General features: G+C 62.3%; 14 protein-coding genes and 1 pseudogene. 9 read left to right on the top strand and 6 right to left on the bottom strand.

Features of this window, described 5'->3' with window-relative positions; all coding sequences use genetic code 11:
• Positions 1-185: 185 nt before the first annotated feature.
• The 7 genes from ABI_RS06920 to ABI_RS06890 are packed head-to-tail and all read left to right on the top strand — an operon-like array spanning position 186 to position 9,993.
• Positions 186-2,534, top strand: a complete 2,349-nt coding sequence (locus ABI_RS06920; RefSeq protein ID WP_006272170.1) for a glycoside hydrolase family 31 protein — start codon at positions 186-188, stop codon at positions 2,532-2,534.
• The gene (locus ABI_RS25575) at positions 2,531-2,779 is read left to right on the top strand and encodes a hypothetical protein (RefSeq protein ID WP_169313697.1); all 249 of its coding nucleotides are present in this window, start codon (positions 2,531-2,533) and stop codon (positions 2,777-2,779) included. Before ABI_RS06920 ends, ABI_RS25575 begins: the two co-directional genes overlap by 4 nt.
• A complete protein-coding gene (locus ABI_RS06910; protein ID WP_083811413.1) occupies positions 2,667-4,025 on the top strand; it encodes a carboxylesterase/lipase family protein in 1,359 nt (452 codons plus the stop codon). Before ABI_RS25575 ends, ABI_RS06910 begins: the two co-directional genes overlap by 113 nt.
• Positions 4,026-4,036: 11 nt before the next feature.
• Positions 4,037-5,605, top strand: a complete 1,569-nt coding sequence (locus tag ABI_RS06905; protein WP_006272167.1) for a GH39 family glycosyl hydrolase — start codon at positions 4,037-4,039, stop codon at positions 5,603-5,605.
• Entirely contained in the window at positions 5,602-7,035 is a 1,434-nt protein-coding gene (locus tag ABI_RS06900; RefSeq protein WP_006272166.1) for a DUF1593 domain-containing protein, read from the top strand. Before ABI_RS06905 ends, ABI_RS06900 begins: the two co-directional genes overlap by 4 nt.
• 11 nt (positions 7,036-7,046) lie before the next feature.
• A complete protein-coding gene (locus tag ABI_RS06895; protein ID WP_006272165.1) occupies positions 7,047-8,693 on the top strand; it encodes a family 43 glycosylhydrolase in 1,647 nt (548 codons plus the stop codon).
• A 28-nt stretch (positions 8,694-8,721) separates the two neighbouring features.
• Positions 8,722-9,993 carry a glycoside hydrolase family 5 protein gene (locus ABI_RS06890; protein WP_006272164.1) on the top strand — a complete coding sequence of 424 codons (1,272 nt, stop codon included), beginning with the start codon at positions 8,722-8,724 and terminating at the stop codon, positions 9,991-9,993.
• A gap of 97 nt (positions 9,994-10,090) precedes the next feature.
• On the opposite strand, the gene ABI_RS06885 is transcribed toward ABI_RS06890, so the two are convergent.
• The 6 genes and pseudogenes from ABI_RS06885 to ABI_RS26610 form a co-directional block, all read right to left on the bottom strand.
• A complete protein-coding gene (locus ABI_RS06885; protein ID WP_006272163.1) occupies positions 10,091-10,438 on the bottom strand; it encodes a helix-turn-helix domain-containing protein in 348 nt (115 codons plus the stop codon).
• A 208-nt stretch (positions 10,439-10,646) separates the two neighbouring features.
• A complete protein-coding gene (locus tag ABI_RS06880; RefSeq protein WP_040308667.1) occupies positions 10,647-11,081 on the bottom strand; it encodes a hypothetical protein in 435 nt (144 codons plus the stop codon).
• A gap of 8 nt (positions 11,082-11,089) precedes the next feature.
• On the bottom strand, positions 11,090-11,434 hold the full coding sequence (locus ABI_RS06875; protein WP_006272161.1) for a hypothetical protein: 345 nt from the start codon (positions 11,432-11,434) through the stop codon (positions 11,090-11,092).
• A gap of 39 nt (positions 11,435-11,473) precedes the next feature.
• Complete coding sequence (locus ABI_RS26440) at positions 11,474-11,608, bottom strand: hypothetical protein (RefSeq protein ID WP_280959735.1); 135 nt, start codon at positions 11,606-11,608, stop codon at positions 11,474-11,476.
• A 35-nt stretch (positions 11,609-11,643) separates the two neighbouring features.
• Positions 11,644-11,859 carry a hypothetical protein gene (locus ABI_RS26125; RefSeq protein ID WP_006272159.1) on the bottom strand — a complete coding sequence of 72 codons (216 nt, stop codon included), beginning with the start codon at positions 11,857-11,859 and terminating at the stop codon, positions 11,644-11,646.
• 109 nt (positions 11,860-11,968) lie between these two features.
• Positions 11,969-12,118 (bottom strand): annotated as a pseudogene (locus ABI_RS26610) (LuxR C-terminal-related transcriptional regulator); the annotation flags it as partial.
• A 343-nt stretch (positions 12,119-12,461) separates the two neighbouring features.
• Here ABI_RS26610 and ABI_RS06865 point away from each other — a divergent pair.
• Positions 12,462-17,465 carry a beta strand repeat-containing protein gene (locus tag ABI_RS06865; protein ID WP_006272158.1) on the top strand — a complete coding sequence of 1,668 codons (5,004 nt, stop codon included), beginning with the start codon at positions 12,462-12,464 and terminating at the stop codon, positions 17,463-17,465.
• An 89-nt stretch (positions 17,466-17,554) separates the two neighbouring features.
• Positions 17,555-18,331 (top strand): class I SAM-dependent methyltransferase, encoded by a 777-nt coding sequence (locus ABI_RS06860; RefSeq protein WP_157138731.1) that lies wholly within the window; start codon positions 17,555-17,557, stop codon positions 18,329-18,331.
• Positions 18,332-18,405: the final 74 nt, after the last annotated feature.

The raw sequence follows: 18,405 nt of genomic DNA, 5'->3' as shown, positions 1-18,405 counted from the left end.
GTTAGCGCTCACGTCGCAACCCGCCCCAGCAGCCTCCTCGCCATTTGGATTGGTCACGGCTTGCCGTGATCAACTTTCCGCTGCGTGTGCCGGTCCAGGCACGTGGCGTGTCCTCCCTGGACCGTCTTCCAAAAACTTACCCTCCCGGCCGTCACACCGGGAGGGACCTTTGTATCGGAGCACAGATGAGCAAGTTTTCCGTCGGCGCATCACTCGCCGTCCTGGCCTCGGCCATGACCCTGGCGTCAGGAGCCCTGGCGGCGCCGATCGCCACCCTCGACCGCAATGGCGCCTGGGTCAGCGTTGAAGCCTACGGCCCCAATGTGGTCCACGTCACCATCGCTGCCGAGAAGGCCGAGGCCTTGAAAGGTCCAGGCTATGGCATTTTACCAGCCAATGGCGACAACTCCGGTTTCCGCCAGACCACGGGTGCGGATGGCGACACCTTCGCCTCCAATGCCCTGACTTTGAAGATCAATCCAGCCCCGGCGCCGCGCGTGCCCAGCCAGGGCGAGAAGTATTTCGCGCCATCCCTCGCGCCGGTCGGCTTGACGGTAAAGAACGCCCGCGGTGACACCCTGCTGACTATGAACGGCTGGGAAATGGCGCCGCACGAGGTCAATGGCGAAGCGACCTACCAGGTCGGCGCGTCCTTTGCCGCGCCCGCCGACGAGCATCTCTATGGCATGGGCCAGAACCAGGAATCGCTGGGTTCGCTGGACCTGCGCGGCAAGGTCCTGGACTGCAAACACTGGTACGACGCTCCGGCCGGCGAAACCGTCTGCGTCCCGTTCATGGTGTCGTCCAAGGGCTACGGCATTATCTGGGACAACCCGTCGCAGACCCGCTTTGTTGGCGCCGTCAACGGCCGCACCGCCTTCCAGTCGAAGGTCGGCGAGCGTGTCAGCTTCTTCATTGTCACCGGCGATACGCCGGAACAGATCTATTCGGCCTATGCCCGCGTCACCGGCAAGACCCCGATCCCGCCCAAGGCCGCCTTCGGCCTGATCCAGTCCAAGGCGCGCTACGACAGCCAGGAACAGGTGCTGCGCGTCGCCAACACCTACCGCCAGAAGGGTTATCCGCTCGACGTCATGGTGGTCGACTGGTTCCACTGGACCCGCATGGGCCAGATGGACATCGACCCGGCGCAGTTTCCCGACGCCGCCGGTATGAACAAGCAGTTGCACGACATGGGGATGCAGTCGATCATCTCGGTGTGGCCGCGCTATGAGACCTCGGGCCGCTATTACAACGAACTGGCGGCCAAGGGCTATTTCCTGCACCACAAGGATGGTTCACCGGTCGACGGCCTGCCCTTCCGGTCGGACCGCACAGGCGCCCTGATCGACTCGACCAACCCCGAGGCGCGGCAATGGTTCTGGGGCAAGATCAAGGACAATATTCTGAGCCAGGGCTTTGACTATCCGTGGCTGGACGAGACCGAGCCGGACCTGGTGCCGGAAGGGTATCACTTCTCGATCGGCACCGGCGACCGCTATCGCAACCTGTATCCGCTGGTCCATGTCGAGGGCGTGGCCCAGGGCATGCGTGCCTGGAAGCCCAACAAGCGCGTCCTGATCCTCGCGCGGGCGGCCTATCTTGGCTCGCAACGCACCGGCGCCCTGTTCTGGTCGTCCGACATCCATCCGTCGTGGGAGGCGCTGCAGCGCCAGGTCCCGACGGGCCTGAATATGACGGCATCGGGCATCGCCTACTGGGGCAACGACATCGGCGGCTGGCAATGGCTGCCGCAGACGACGAATGCCACCAAGACGCCGCTGTTGGATCCGTCCGATGCGCGTGAGACGGTGGGCCAGAACCACGACTATCCGGAATTGCACACCCGCTGGTTCCAGTACGGTACCTTCCTGCCGACCCTGCGCCTGCACGGTGACCGCAAGAACGCCGAGATCTGGGCTTTCGGCAAGCAGGCCGAGGGCGTGATGGCGAAGTTCGACCGGCTGCGCTACCAACTGATCCCCTATATCTACAGCCAGGCCAAGATGACCTACGACACGGGCGCGCCTTTCATGCGCCCGCTGTGGATGGACTTCCCGCAGGACCCCAATGTGGCGGACCTGGGGACGCAATACATGTTCGGCCCGGCCTTCCTGGTCGCGCCGATCACTGAACAGGGCCAGACCGAAAAGCGCGTCTATCTGCCGGCCGGAGCCGACTGGTACAACTACTGGACCAACGAAAAGTTCGCCGGCGGGCAGTGGTTGACGGTCGCCGCGCCGATTGATCAGATTCCGCTGTTCGTTAAGGCCGGTTCGATCCTGCCCATCGGCGCCGACATCCCGTCTACGGCGACCAAACAGGCCATCACTGCCATCGCCATCTATCCCGGCAAGGACGGCGACTTCACCCTCTATGACGACGACGGCAATACCTACGACTACGAAGCCGGCAAGGGCGTCAGCCTGACCAAACTGCACTGGGACGACACTTCCAAGACCCTGACCGCCACCGGCAGCGACAAGGCCTTCGCCAAGTCGGCACCGGGCCTGGTCAAGGTCGTGTCGCGATGATCTCACTCCTGGCCGCCGCGCTTGTGGTACTGGCGCCGGTCCAGGTGACCGGCGGTCAGATCGTCGGCACGGACGACGGCAGCGTCAGGTCGTGGCTGGGGGTGGCCGTTCGCAGCGCCGCCGGTCGGCGAGTTGCGCTGGCGCTCGCCCCAGCCGGTCGCGTCGTGGGACGGTGTGCGGCCAGCGCAACGCCGGTCGGCCGCCTGTGCCCAGACCGCGACCTGGGTGGCGGAGCGCAAGAGTGAGGACTGCCTCTATCTCAATGTCTGGGCGCCGGAAAACGCCAAGGACCTGCCGGTCATGGTGTGGATTCATGGCGGCGCCTTTACCGGCGGGTCGGGCATGCAGACCTCCTATGACGGCGCCAACCTGGCGCAGCATGGCGCTGTGGTCGTAAGCATCAATTATCGCCTCGGCATTTTCGGCTTCTTCGCCCATCCGGAACTGGCGGCCGAGTCGCCGCACCAGGCCTCGGGCAATCAGGGCATCGAGGATCAGATCGCCGCCCTGCAATGGGTCCGCGACAACATCGCGGCCTTCGGCGGCGACCCGCAGCGCGTCACCATCATGGGCAATTCGGCCGGCGGTGAATCGGTCAACCTGCTGATGGCGTCGCCGGTGGCCAAGGGGCTTTTCCATCGCGGCATCGCCCAAAGCGGCAACTATGCCATGCCTATCGACCCCAGCGAGGACGCCATGTTTTCGCGCACAGGCGCCGAAGCGCGGGCCGTGACCTATACCCAGGCCGCCGGCGCCACTCATGTTTCCGACCTGCGCCGGATGAGCGTCGAAGCCCTGCATGCGGTGCCGTGGTACACGGTCCCCAGCGTTGACGGCTATGTCCTGCGTGAGGACCTGACCAGCCTCTATGCCGGCCGCCGCTATAACGACGTGCCGCTGCTGGTCGGCTGGGCCGCCGACGAGGGCAAGGACCTGGCGCCGGAGCTGCTCAAAACCTCTGACTTTACCGCCGCCAACTACAACGCGCTGGTGACGCAGTTGCTGGGCCATGCCCCATCCGACGCTCTGCTGGCCGCCTATCCGGCAGGAACCGATGCCGACGCCAGGGCCTCGATCAACCGTCTGACCAATGACTGGTGGGGCTGGCGGATGTGGTACTGGGCCGATCTGCAGGCGCAACAGGACGGATCGGACGCCTATATCTACCTGTTCGCCCATATGCCGGCCCAGGAGACGCCGTGCAACTATGGCTGCGGCATCGGTCACGGCGCTGACGTCCAGTATATCTTCGACAATCTCGACGGGTCGAAGCGCGCCTGGACGGCCAATGACCGTAAACTGGCGTCGCAACTGGCCGATACCTGGGTGCGATTTGCCACCACGGGATCGCCGAACGGCCCGGACCTGCCCGCCTGGCCGGCGTTCGACGGCACCGCCAACACGCTGTATATCGTCAGGACGGACGACGACCCGCCTGCCCCGCCCTTACCCGATTTTCGCCTGTTCCGGCCGTCGCCTGCCCAAAAATAGATGAGGAAACCATGACGCGACCTATTTCACGCCGCACCACCCTGACCTCGCTGCTGGCCCTGGCCGCGGCGACGCCGGCCCTGGCCGCAACCACGACCCGCACCATCGAGCTGGACGCCGGCAAGGCGACGCAGCCGGTCGATCGCTTCTTCGACCTGTCGGTCGGTGCCGACTATCCCGGTGTCACCATCCGCGACGCCAACCTGGCGCAGTTGAAGTTGGCCGCGCAGGAACTGGGTTTCCGCTATATCCGTTTCCACGACATCTTCCACGACGAGCTGGGCACGGTGAAGATGGTCGATAACAAGCTGGTCTATGACTGGACGAAGATTGACTATCTCTATGACAGCTTCCTGAAAATGGGCATCAAGCCCTTCGTCGAGTTGGGCTTCACGCCGTCGGCCATCAAGACCTCGGACCAGACCATCTTCTACTGGAAGGGCAATACCTCGCATCCGCGCTTCGACCTGTGGAAGCAGCTGATCGACAGCTTCGTCCGTCACCTGATCGCCCGGTACGGCATCGACGAGGTCCGTACCTGGTATTTCGAGGTGTGGAACGAGCCCAATCTCGACGGCTTCTTCCAGCATGCCGACCAGGAGGTCTATTTCGCTCTTTACGGTCTGACCGCGCGCACCATCAAAGCCATCGATCCGCAGCTCAAGGTCGGCGGGCCGTCGACGGCCGGCGCCGCTTGGGTGCCGGAGTTGCTGGCCTGGGCCAAGACCACCAACACCCCGGTCGATTTCGCCACCACCCATACCTACGGTGTCGATTACGGCTATCTCGACGAAGAGGGCAAGATGGACCTCCAGTTGTCGAAGAATCCCAATGCGGTCATCGGTGATGTCCAGAAGGTGCGTAACGAGATCGAAGCGTCGCACCTGCCGGGCCTGCCACTGTTCTTCACCGAGTGGAGCACCAGCTACAATCCGCGCGACTTGAGCCACGATTCCTACATCGCTGCGCCCTATATCCTCAGCAAGCTGAAGGCCACGCAAGGCATCGTCCAGGGTATGAGCTACTGGCTTTATTCCGACCTGTTCGAAGAGCCCGGCCCGCCTTCGGCGACCTTCCATGGCGGTTTCGGCCTGATGACTCGCGACGGCATCCGCAAGGCGTCGTGGTTCGGCTACAAGTATCTCAACGCGCTCAAGGGCAATGAAATTCCGTCCACGGACGGTCAGGTCTGGGCATCGTCGGACGGCAACACCCTGTCGGCGGTGATCTGGGATTACCAGCACCCCGACCAGAAGGGCAGCAGCAACGGCACCTTCTTCAGCAAGCTGGTGCCGAACCGGACCTCCGTCCCGGCGAAGGTTGTCTTGAGCGGCCTCAAGCCCGGCAGCTACACCGTGACCGTCCAGCGCACCGGCTACAAGGTCAATGACGCCTACTCCCACTGGATCGCCATGGGCTCGCCCAAGGACGCCACGCCGGAGCAACTGGCCAAGCTGCAAAGCCTGACCACCGATGCCCCGGAAACCACGCGCCGGATCAAGGTCGGCGCTGACGGTACGGCCGAGGTGACGGTGGCGATGAACAGCAACGATGTCGTCCTGGTAAAGGTGCAGCCGTGAAGCGCCTTGCAGCGATCCTGACGGCGGCGACCTTATGTTTCGCCGGGACGGCCGCGGCCGAAGCGGTCAAACAGCGCGTTGTCGTCCTGACCGATATCGAGAATGAACCCGACGACAGCGAGTCGATGGTCCGCCTGCTGGTTTACAGCAACGAAATCGATGTCGAGGCCATCGTAGCGACGACCTCAGTCCATATGAAGAACCGGGTGGCGCCGGAGTCGCTGCGCGCCATCATCACCGCCTATGGCCAGGTGCAGGCCAATCTGTTGCTGCACGCGCCGGGTTACCCCACGGCCCAGGCGCTGCAGGACCGCGTCACCCAGGGCCTGCCGCTTTACGGCATGACTGGGGTCGGAAAGGGCAAGGATTCACCCGGCTCCGACCGCATCATCGCCCTGCTGGACACACCCGATAACCGACCGCTTTGGGTTTCGGTTTGGGGTGGCGCCAACACCCTGGCCCAGGCGCTCTACAAACTGCGCGAAACCCGCTCCCCGGCCGAGGTCAAACGGCTGGTCGCCAAGCTGCGCGTCTATACCATCTCCGACCAGGACGATTCCGGCATCTGGATGCGCAAAACCTTCCCGGACCTGTTCTACATCGTCAGCCCGGGCGGTTACGGCAACGCCACCTGGAGCGGCATCATGCATGTTGAAGCGGGCTTCGATAATACCGAGATCAGCAATGCCTGGCTGGGCGCCAATATCCAGCAGGGCCACGGGCCGCTCGGCGCCATGTACCCGGACGTCGCCTATGGCATGGAAGGCGATACGCCAAGCTTCCTGGCGCTGATCCCCAACGGGCTGAATGTACCTGACCACCCGGAGTGGGGCGGTTGGGGCGGACGTTATGAGTTGTACGTGCCGAAACTGGCCGATACCGACCCGAAGGGTTTCAACGGCGGCATGGCGATCGAGCAGGAACCGCGGCCGATCTGGAGCAATGCCGTCGACACCTATACGCCCTTCGTGGCCAGTGACTTCGGCCGCGCCGTTCGCCCGTCGGACAAGAGCGCGACCGGCTACAAGACGACCGTGTGGCGCTGGCGCAAGGACTTTCAGAACGACTTTGCCGCGCGCATGGACTGGACGATCAGGCCCTATGCCAAGGCCAACCACCCGCCGGTTGTAGCCCTGGGGCATGCCGACCACCTGACCGTCAAGTCGGGTGAGCGCTTTACCTTGAGCGCCGCTGGCAGCCGCGATCCGGACGGCGACAATCTCAGCTATCTCTGGTTCCATTATCCGGAAGCGGGAAGCCTCAAGACGCCGATCGCCATCGCCGGTGCCGAGAACATCTATGCCGTTCCGGTCGTGGCACCTCAGGTTTCGAAAGCCGAGACCGCCCATTTCATCGTCAAAGTCACCGATAAGGGCGCGCCCGCCCTGACGCGGTACGCCAGAGTCATCGTCACCATCACGCCGAACTGAGGACGCCCGCCTTGACGACACGCCGCAATCTGTTCACGACTCTGGCGGCCAATGCTGTCCTGACACCCGCTGTCCTGACACCCGCCGTCCTGGTGCCGGCCGTTGCCGTGGCGGGCGACAAGAGGGCCAAGCCGCAGTGGGGCACAGGCCCGGAAGGTCAGCGCAAAGCCGACCTTGGCGACGGCACCTATCTCAACCCTATCATCGCCGGCGACCATCCCGACCCGACCATCCTTAAGGATGGTGACGACTACTACATGACGTTCTCATCGTTCTTTTCGTATCCGGGCCTGGTCATCTGGCACTCGACCGACCTGGTCAACTGGACACCGGTCGGTCCGGCCCTGTTCAAGCCGCTGGGCACCATCTGGGCTGTCGACCTGTGCAAGCACAACGATCGCTATTTCATCTACATCCCGGCCGCACCCGACGGCAAGCCGTGGTCGATCTATGCCATCTGGGCCGCCGATATCAAAGGTCCATGGAGCGATCCGGTCGATCTCAACATCCATGACTGCATCGATCCCGGCCACATCGTCGGTGAGGACGGCAAGCGCTACCTGTTCGTCAACGGCATCCGCAAGATCCGCCTGACCGACGACGGCCTGGCGGCGGACGGTGTCCTGGAGCCGGCCTATCAACCGTGGATCAATCCCGACGACTGGATCGTGGAGAACTTCGCGCCGGAAGGCCCCAAGCTGCTGCGCCGCGGCGAGTATTTTTACCTGGTGACCGCCGTCGGCGGTACGGCCGGCCCCGTAACCGGCCATATGGTCATCGCTGCGCGTTCCAAATCGATCCACGGACCGTGGGAGCACTACCCTAACAACCCCCTGGTCCGCACGCTCAGCACCGACGAACCCTGGTGGTCGCGCGGCCACGCCACTCTGATGGAAGGGCCTTCACCAAAAAACGGAGAAGCTGACTGGTGGCTGGTGTACCACGGCTACGAGAACGGTTTCCGGACGCTTGGCCGCCAGACCCTGCTGGAGCCCGCCGAATGGACCAAGGATGGCTGGTTCCGCGCTCTGGGCGTTGACCTGTCCAAGCCGATGAGGAAACCCAAGGGCGGCACGGCAGGCCCGGCCGGGTTCAAACTGTCGGACGATTTCAGCGCCAACCGCTTCGGCATCCAGTGGAGCTTCCACGACCCCAAGCCCGGCGAAATGGACCGGGTGAAGTACGAGGGCAAGGGCCTTCGCCTGGCCGCCCGAGGCACGTCGCCGGCCGATAGTGCGCCGCTGACCTGCCCGGTCGGCGACCGGTCGTACGAGGTCGAGGTTACCCTGGAACTGGAAGGCGAGGCCGTGGCGGGCCTGCTGCTTTACTATAATTCCAAAGCCTATGTCGGGGTCGGCTTTACCGGCGAAGAGACGCGGACCTGGCAATATGCCGAGGACCACGCCTGGAACCGGCAGAAGATCACGGCGCGCCAGCTGCGCCTGAGGGTCACCAATCAGGACAACGTCATCACCTGGCACTATTCGCCCGATGACGGCGCATCCTGGATCCGCCATCCGACCCGGATGGAGGTATCGGGCATGCACCACAATGTCTTCGGAGGATTCCTGAGCCTGAAGATCGCCATCTGCTGCACCGGGACCGGCGCCGTGCGGCTCAACACCTTCACCTATCGTGCGCTGACCAACGGCGCCTGATCCAAAAAACCTAATGGGGAGATTTGATGTGTTTACACTGAAGACTTTCGAAACGTCGAAGACGAAGGCGTCCTGGGCGCTGGGCCTGGCGACGGTCGTGATGCTGACCGCCTGTGGCGGAGGCGGAGGCGGAGGCGGAGGCGGTGGCGGGGGCTCCAGTTCGAGCTCCAGCACTGCCACCAGCAGCTCCAGCTCAAGCAGCAGTTCGAGCAGCTCAAGCAGCAGTTCGTCGTCGTCGGCCGGGCTGACCGCCGCCAATGCCCTGACCGAAATGTCGCCGGGCTGGAATCTCGGCAATACCCTGGAAGCCATCGGCTCGGGCACACCGCCGCATTCGGTATCGCAGGAGACGGCGTGGGGCAATCCAGCCGCGACCCAGGCCCTGATGACGGCCGTCAAGGCCGCCGGCTTCAAGAGCATCCGCATCCCGGTGTCGTGGAAGCAGTATGCCGACTCCAGCGACACCATCAACGCGGCCTGGTTGACGCGGGTGAAGGAGGTCATCGACTATGCCCGTGCGGCGGATCTGTATGTCATGATCAACGTCCACTGGGACGGCGGCTGGCTGCAGCCGACCTATGCCAGCGAGGCCGTCGCCGATGCCCGCCTGACCAAGTTCTGGACCCAGATCGGCACCACGTTCAAGGACTATGACGACCACCTGCTGTTTGCCGGCACCAACGAGGTCATGGTGGACGGCGACTATGGCACGCCCAAGGCCGAATATTGCGAGGTGCAGCACGGCTTCAATCAGAAGTTCGTCGATGCTGTGCGCGCCACCGGCGGCGGGAACACCTCACGCTGGCTGGTGGTCCAGGGCTTCAACACCAATATCGACCACACCCTTCTGTGCAACGCCACCCTGCCGACGGACACCACGACCGGCCGGCTGATGATGGAGGTGCACTACTATGACCCCTACAATTTTACGCTGAATACCGGCAGCACGATCTGGCAGTGGGGCTCGATCGCCACCAGCCCGGCCAATACCGAGACCTGGGCCAACGAGGCCTATACCGATGCGCAGTTCCAGAAGATGAAGGTCAACTTCGTCGACAAGGGCGTGCCGGTCATCCTGGGCGAATACGCCGCCAGCCTGCGCACCGAGTACGATGCCAGCGGCATCTATCGCAACTACTGGAACAAATACATCACCGGCTCCGCCTTCCAGCACGGCATGATCCCAATGTACTGGGACAACGGATACCTGACCAACCACCAGTCGGGGCTGTTCGATCGCGGCGCCGCGACCCAGGGCTTCCCTGTGACGATTACCGACATCGTCAACGCTGCGAAGTGACCAAAAAAAATTCCGGCGCCGCAGTCACGGCGCCGGAATAAATTTATGGATGAAGGCGGTTGCCTTCAGAAGAAAATTTCGCCGACCACGGCTCGAATTAGATTTCGGAGTCGTCAGCCAGGGCCTTGACCAGGTCCAGGACCTTGCGACGCAGCTTGGGGCCCGACACCTTAGGGAAGACTTCCGCCAGTTCGATGCCTTCGGTGGTGGTCAAAAAGGCATTGATCTTCGCCTCGGTTCCGCCCGGCGCATCTTCGGGCGCCTCTCCGCCGGCAAAGCCGTCAAAGAAATAGTCGATCGGCACCTTCAGCACCTGACCGATATGCCACAGCTTTGACGCACTGATGCGGTTCGACCCGCGCTCGTACTTCTGCACCTGCTGGAAGGTCAGGCCAATACTGTCACCCAGCACCTGCTGGGAGATTCCCATAAATTTGCGCCGCATACGCACGCGGCTTCCGACATGTACATCTATGGGATGAACGCGGCTTTCGTCCATATTCAGGTCCATTGCTGGGGGTTGGAATAAAAACAGTCGCCCGCAGCGTAGGCCGGGACGATTCAGTGTTGGCACCATAGCGAGTGCTACGCACTCGGCGTAAGCAACCGGAAGAAAGTATGCCGCATAAAATCGCCCATGGTTGCATTTGCCACTAAGATTCAGGCTTCTGGCGATGCCGGCGGTAACGTTCCAGTTCGACGCTGATCATGCCCCCAGTCAGTGCTACCAGCATGCCATAGGCGCCCCACAACATGATCCCGGTGACATAGGTCACCACATTGACCTGCCCAATCATGCCGGCGATGTGACACAATACCGCGGCCATGGCGAAGGCCGCCGCAAACAGCGTCCAAATTTTGCGGGTCACCGCCGACAGGACGATAAATGCCAGCATCATCAGGGAATCGATGACGAAAACCCATATGCCTGGCCCGTTGCCGTCGCGGCTCTGGGAAAAAAAGGTCGCAGCCCAGGCCAAACCGTAAATGGCGGCACCGCATCTTTCCGCGGGGCCGCCACGCACGAGGGCATAGGGTACGATGAGAAATCCCCAGAATCGGGAGACGATAGCCCAGGTGTAATACATGCGTCTCCTTATTCGGCAGCCACGGCCAGGGGCAACCGCATACCAGTAGGTGTCGGCTTGGGAGGCTTTTCGACGTCACCGGCGGCGACCGCTCCACAACCGATCTGGATCTTGACGTCGTTGAGGTGACCGTGGGTCTGGACGATGGCGCGGCGCGCCTCGGTCAGTTTGATGATGACGTCCGCCGCGGAGTCAAGGGCATCCTGGCCGACCACAGCCGACAGTCGGGACTCCATGCGCATCCGGCTGAGCTCGCTGATCAGCGTCGCCGACTGACACAGCGCCAGTTCGATGGCGTTTTCTGCGTTGATCAGTTGCTCGGCGCCGTACCGCACCATATCCGCTCGTTTCATCTTGATACCCCTAACTGCTGAGAACGCCGACTGGCGTGCTCACCAGCCGAAGTAGTGTGTGATCTGCTGAATGACGTTCAGGGTTCCGAGCGTCAGGGCCAGAACGAACGTCATGAGGATCAGAGATCCCACGGCGGTCGTTGCAATCAGCCCCAGCCACATCGGAAGTGACATCGATTTCAGCCGGGAAATGAACCCCGCACTCGTCGTTACGCTGGCTCGTCCTGGGTCAGCCACGCCGTCGCTGAGACCATGGTGAAGATGGCCTTCTCCGGCCCGTAGCTGCGGTTCAGTTGCCGGACGGAATCCAGTGTGTCCGTAATCTGATCCAGCTTCTCGGGTGAAGCGAGCATCCTCCAGGCCATTTCCAGCTCCTGGTAGGTGATGATCAGGTAGTCGTCGTTCGGTTTGAATGCTTGGCTCATGACCTGAAGCTGACAGAGGTTCGGGCGGTCTGGCGACTGATCGCGACGTATACCCTACGCCGGGTATAGCTCCGGCGCCGGCCTCGTATTCCACCAGCATCATGGCGGCCTTGCGCGTTGTACTGACACCGAGGTGCCGCCGCGCCGTGGCGGCGTGGTCCTTGACCGTCGGCACACTGATCCGCAGGAGACGTGCGATCTCCTTCTCCTGGTGGTGCCGCGCGATCAGGCGCAGAATTTCCTTCTGGCGCTCGGTCAACGCCCCTATACCCGTCGGCCTGTCACTCAAGCACCTGTCTCCCTGCGCCCCATTGCATGTCGACCCAGTCAACAGTAGCGCTGCTCCCCCTGATTGTCATTAATCATTTTGCCAGCGGCGTGACAGGATAGTGGATCAACGATACGGCGTTTTCTGTAGCCAAGAGAACGCCGTTCCGGTAAAACCTTAATCAAATCCTAATGCCGTACCCGCGCCTTGCGTCCGATTTCGGCACGGCGCCCGCGTCCTCATTACCGTAGCCGTCAAAGTAGCCTGTCATTTTTTCCGGATACGCGGCGATGCCGCGCCCACTCCCGCCAGATCATAATTCGAGGAAACGACCATGCCTGCCCTTTTTGTCGATCATTCCGGCCGCACCGGCGGTGTCGCCAACGCCATCTATCTCGATGGCAGCCCAGCATCACGTGCCCACGATGGCAAGATCCATAGCAGCCTCCTGCCGTCGTTTGATGACAGCCCATTCCGCGTGATCATCACCGCTCCCGCCTTGACACATGAGAGTCTGGGCACGCCCCCTGTCGCAGCCATCGGCGACGACTCCCAAAAGCTGGTGACCGGCAATGGCGGACTGCGCAACAGCCCCGGCGACGATATCTTCACCTACAACAATCCGACAGGCTACATCTATGTCGAAGGCGGCGCCGGCAAGGATACGCTGAACGTCAATGCCGCCAGCCAGGTGGTGGGGGTTAGCAGCACCTTGTACAACAATGGCGGCGTGGACTTCTACGGCGACCTCTACCACGACACCAACCGTGTCCAGTATAACGGCATCGAGAAGATCAACTATACGATGGGCCTGGGGAACGACACCCTCACCATGGACGGAGGCCCTCTCGCCGCTTCGAATACCAATGTTGCCGTGAATGCCGGCGGCGGCGTGAATACGCTGAACGCCAATCTGGGGGTCGTTGCCACCAACATAGTTATGACCAATGCGTCTCTGACCACCAGCCGGTTGTCGCTAAAGAACTTCACCACCTACAATGTCACCTTCGGCAGCGGTAACGACAGCGTCACTCTAAACAATACGGGCGGCCAGAGTCTGGTGCTCGGCAATGGTAATGACAGCGTCACCTTCAACGGCGCCCTGGGTTACCAGTATGTCGCCATGGGGGCGGGCCAAGACAGCCTGACGGTGAACAACTCCGCGCAAACGGTCGCCGTCGGCAGCACCTTGTACAACAACGGCGGCGTTGACTTCTATGGCGACCTCTACAATGACGCCGGCAATCGCACGCAGTATAACGCCGTTGAGAACCTGACCTATTATATGGGCTCAGGCAGCGATACCCTGACCCTCGACGCCGGTCCGCTGGCGGTTGTGGCCAACACGGTCTATGTCGACGCCGGCGCTGGAGGCAACCACCTGTCGGCGAACCTGGGGGTCATCACCACTGATATCGTCCTGAACAACGCCTCCCTGACGACGAGCCGCCTGAGCCTTCTGGGCTTCATCAGTTATGTCGTGACCTTCGGCAGCGGCAATGACAGCGTAACCCTGACCGAAACCGCCGGCCAGGATCTGCGCCTGGGCGCCGGCAACGATAGCGTGACCCTGAATGGCGCCCACGGCTATCAGTACATCGAACTGGCCGGCGGGTTCGATACCCTGTCGGTCGACAACTCGACGCAGACAGCGGGCGTGTCGAGCAATGTCTACAACGACAGCGGCGCACGCTTCTACGGCGATTTTTACAATGACGGCGGCAACCGCACGCAATTCAACGGGACCGAGGCGCTTGTCTACCGAATGGGTACCGGCAACGACGCGCTCACCTTCGATGGCGGGGTGCTCGCGACCGTGGCCAACAGTGCCGATATCGACGCGGGCGGCGGAACCGACACCCTGACCTCAGCCAACCTGTCGGTCATTACAACCGACATTACTGTGTTCAACAGCAGCCTCACCGCGGATCGTGTGGCACTCAATGGCTTCGAAATCTACGGTACGGTCTACATGGGCAGCGGCAATGACAGCGTCACTGTCGCCGGCGCCAACAACCAGAGCTGGCGCATGGCGGGCGGCAACGACACCGTCACCCTGACCAGCGCGGCGGGTTACCAGTATGTCGAAGCGGGAGACGGTACGGACAGCCTCAGTATCGACAATCACACAGTGACCGCCAATGTCGGCCACGCCATCTACAATGACAGCGGCATCCGCTTTTACGGCGACATCTATAACGACACCAACCGCACCCAGTTCAACGGCACGGAAAACTTGAGCGTCATCGCCGGATCCGGAAATGACGCCCTGAGCCTGGACGGCGGCCCCTTGGTCAACAGCAATACCAGCATCGCTTTCGATGCCGGCGCCGGGAGCGATAGCCTCAGCGCCAATCTGGGCGCCCTGACGGCCAATATCGTCCTGAACGAAACCTCGCTGACCAGTACCCGCCTCAGCCTGCTCAATTTTGAAGTCTTCAATGTGACCTTCGGCAGCGGCAACGATACGGTCACACGCACGACGGCGACGAGTGAACAGTTCAGGCTGGCGGGCGGCGACGACGCCATCACCCTGAACAGCGCCATCGGCTACCAATATGTCGAGGGCGGTTCCGGCTACGATTTCCTGACGGTGCGCAACAACAGCCAGGATACCGGCGTTACCAGCTATATCTACAACGACAGTGGCGTGCGCTTCTACGGCGACTTCTATAACGAAGGCGCCAATCGCACCCAGTTCAACGGTATGGAACGCATCGCCTACACCATGGGCCGCGGCGACGATGTCATGAATGTCGACGGCAACGCCCTGGGCGCGGCCGGCAACCGGCTGAACCTGTCAGGCGGCACGGGGATCGACCATCTGAACCTGAACCTGAGCGGACTTTCGGGTCTGAACCTGGTGTGGTCAGGTGTGACCCTGACCATCGGGGTCAACACCTTCGCCTCGTTCGAAAGCATCAACGTGGCGCTCGCCAGCGGCAGCCAGTACATCCTCCGGGGAGGGGGGAACGACAGCTACGCCGGCAGCAACAGCAACGACACGATCGATGGTGGCGCCGGCAACGACACGCTGAACGGCCAAGCCGGCTTTGACATCGCCAGCTACGCCAGCGCTACCGGACCCGTCACGGTCAGCCTGGCCCTGCAGGGCGCAGCCCAGGCGACCGGCAACGGCAATGACCTGCTGACCAATTTTGAGGGCCTGCTGGGCTCGACCTTCAATGACAGCCTGACGGGCGACAACAACGCCAACCGTCTGGACGGCAACACCGGCAATGACACACTGGTGGGAGGCCTGGGCAACGACACCTACGTCATTAATTCCGCCGGAGATGCTTTCGGCGAAGCGGCCGGTGGGGGCTTGGATACGGTCGAATCCTCGATCACCCTGACCTTGTCGGCAGAGCTGGAAAACCTGACCTTGACGAGCACGGCCGTGATCAACGGCACCGGCAATGGGCTCAACAATATCCTGACCGGCAATAGCGCCACCAATGTCCTGAGCGGCGGCCTGGGTGATGATACCTACGTGGTGCAGAACTCCAGCGACAATGTCGTGGAATCGGCGGGCCAGGGCACGGACATCATCTTCGCGTCCGCCAGCTACAGCCTGGCCGGCCGCATCGTCGAGGTCCTGACTTTGACGGGAGCGGCCGACATCGACGCCACCGGCAACGGCAATGCCAATACGCTGAACGGCAATTCCGGCCATAACCGGTTGGACGGCGGTACGGGCAATGATTCCCTGACCGGCGGGCTGGGCAACGACACCTACGTTGTGAACACGACCGGCGATCTGGTCACCGAAGCTGCCGGCGAAGGCACCGACACGGTGGAGACTTCCATTACCCTTACCCTGGGGGCCAATCTCGAAAACCTGAGCCTGATCGGGGCCACGGCGATCAATGGTATCGGCAACGCTCTCGATAACGTCCTGACCGGTAATTCCGGCAACAATGTCCTGTCGGGTCTTGCCGGCAACGACACCTATTACGTCCAGAGCCAGACCGACAGCGTCGTCGAGTCGGCGGGCGGCGGCGTTGATGTCGTCTATTCGTCGGCGACGCGCGACTTCCTGGGTACCCAGGTCGAAAACCTGATTCTGACCGGTTCGGCCAATATCAACGGCAGCGGCAACGAACTGGCCAACCGGATCGAGGGCAACAGCGGCAACAACGTCCTGACCGGCCTGGCGGGTGACGACACCTATGTCGTCCAGAACACAGGCGACAGCACCGTCGAAGCCGCCGCCGAAGGCACCGACACCGTCGAGTCCGCCATCACCTGGACCCTGGGGTCTAATGTCGAGAACCTGCTGCTGACCGGCGCGGCTGCCGTCAACGGCACGGGTAACACCGGCAACAACGTCCTGAGCGGCAATGAGGCCAACAACGTCCTGTCAGGCCTGGCCGGCAACGACACCTATTACATTCAAAACAGCGGCGACAATGTCGTAGAGGCCAATGGCGACGGCAGCGACACCGTCATTTCGACCGTCAGCTATTCCCTGGCCGGGCGGTATGTCGAGTTCCTCACCCTGGCCGGCGCGGCCAATCTCGACGCCACCGGAAACGGCAATGCCAACACCCTGACCGGCAACAACGGCGTGAACACCCTGAGTGGTCTGGGCGGCCACGACAGCCTGGACGGCGGCGCCGGCGCCGACACCATGATCGGCGGCACCGGCAACGACAGCTACGTCGTCGACGATGCCGAAGACGTGGTCACCGAAGCGGCCGGCGAAGGTATCGATCTGGTCTCCACCGCCCTCACCCATACCCTGGCCGCCAATGTCGATAACCTGACCCTGACGGGTTCGGACGCCGTCAACGGTACCGGCAACGCGCTCAACAACGTCCTGACCGGCAATTCCGGCGTCAATGTGCTGACCGGCGGGCTGGGCAACGACACCTACTATGTCCAGACCAGCGGCGACAATGTCGTGGAAGCCTCCGGCGAAGGGACCGACGTCATCTCTTCGACCGTTAGCTATAGCTTGAGCGGCCGCTACGCCGAAACCATCAACCTGACCGGTTCAGCCAATGTCAACGCCACCGGGAACAGCCTGGCCAACACACTGACCGGCAACAGCGGCAACAACACCCTCAACGGCAAGGGCGGGGCAGATGTCCTGGCGGGTGGGCTTGGGGCGGACCTCTTCCTGTTCGAAGCGGCTAGCGGCGCCGACACCATCAGCGACTTCAGCGCGGCCCAGAACGACACGATCAACATCAATGCCTATACCAGCGGCGTGGTCAGCAGCGGCATGGTCACCCAGTCGGGGGCCAATGTGCTGATCACCTTGGGCGGCGGCAATGTCATCACAGTGAACAGTGCCACTACGGCCGACGTCCTGGCTCACATCGTCTGGTAATAAAGGCCCGTCATGGCTTGCCCGGTGGATTCTTCCGTGAGATACGCTTCGTCATGGACGGGATTGCGGCAGAGAAAAACCAAGAGATCATGGCGGGCCTGACCGCCCTGTTGCAGAGACTGTTCCAGGACGGGCACGAACTGGTTATCGACGGTTCCTTGCGCCAGGAGATCGGCCCGTTCGTCAGCCAGACCTCGACCGATCCGGTATCGCCCGAGCAACTGGCCGTCCGCTTCTGTGACTCGCACCGCGCGCTCCATGACGAAATACCGAGCGTGCTCGACTATGGTTGCGGATCCGGCATCTACCGCGGCATGCTGGAAAACGCCGGCTTTGTCTGGCGCGGCGTTCAGCCGGCCGGGCTGCCGGGCAGCGGCGGCGACCCCCAACCGGAGGTCGATGCCTGCGAGGACCTGCGTCTGCCCTATGACGACGCCAGTTTCGACGCCGTCTTCGCCTTCCAGATCTTCTGTTACCTCCGCGACCCCGATTTGGCGTTGTCCGAGATCGCACGGGTGCTGAAACCCAATGGCATCGTGTTCGGCGCCGCCGGCTATCTCGAGCAGGTCCACGACCACTCGCTCTACAATCTCACGCCTCTGGGTCTGAAGGCCGCGGCCGTGAAGGCGGGTCTGCGGCTGGAAGAGATCCACGCCGCCTATGATGTGTTTTCCTGGATGTTCCACCGCCTGCGCGCGATTACCACGGCCAGGAACGACCTGCAGGACCTCATCCGCCGCGACAACTTCTTTCACGACCTGTGCGTCGAATACGGCCTCAGACTGGGCCGGCCGGTCGCTGATATCAATCTGCTGAAGCTGACGCTGTGTCCGCACATAACCTTTCTGATCCGCAAGCCGGGTTAACGCCATCTCTGCGGCGGCAGGTGGACATACCGGCCAGTAATACCAACCCACGATGACCTTGACTCATCGTGTGT

This window comes from Asticcacaulis biprosthecium C19 (assembly GCF_000204015.1).
In the GTDB taxonomy this organism is placed as follows: domain Bacteria; phylum Pseudomonadota; class Alphaproteobacteria; order Caulobacterales; family Caulobacteraceae; genus Asticcacaulis; species Asticcacaulis biprosthecius.
This window is presented reverse-complemented; position numbering and strand designations above follow the sequence as displayed.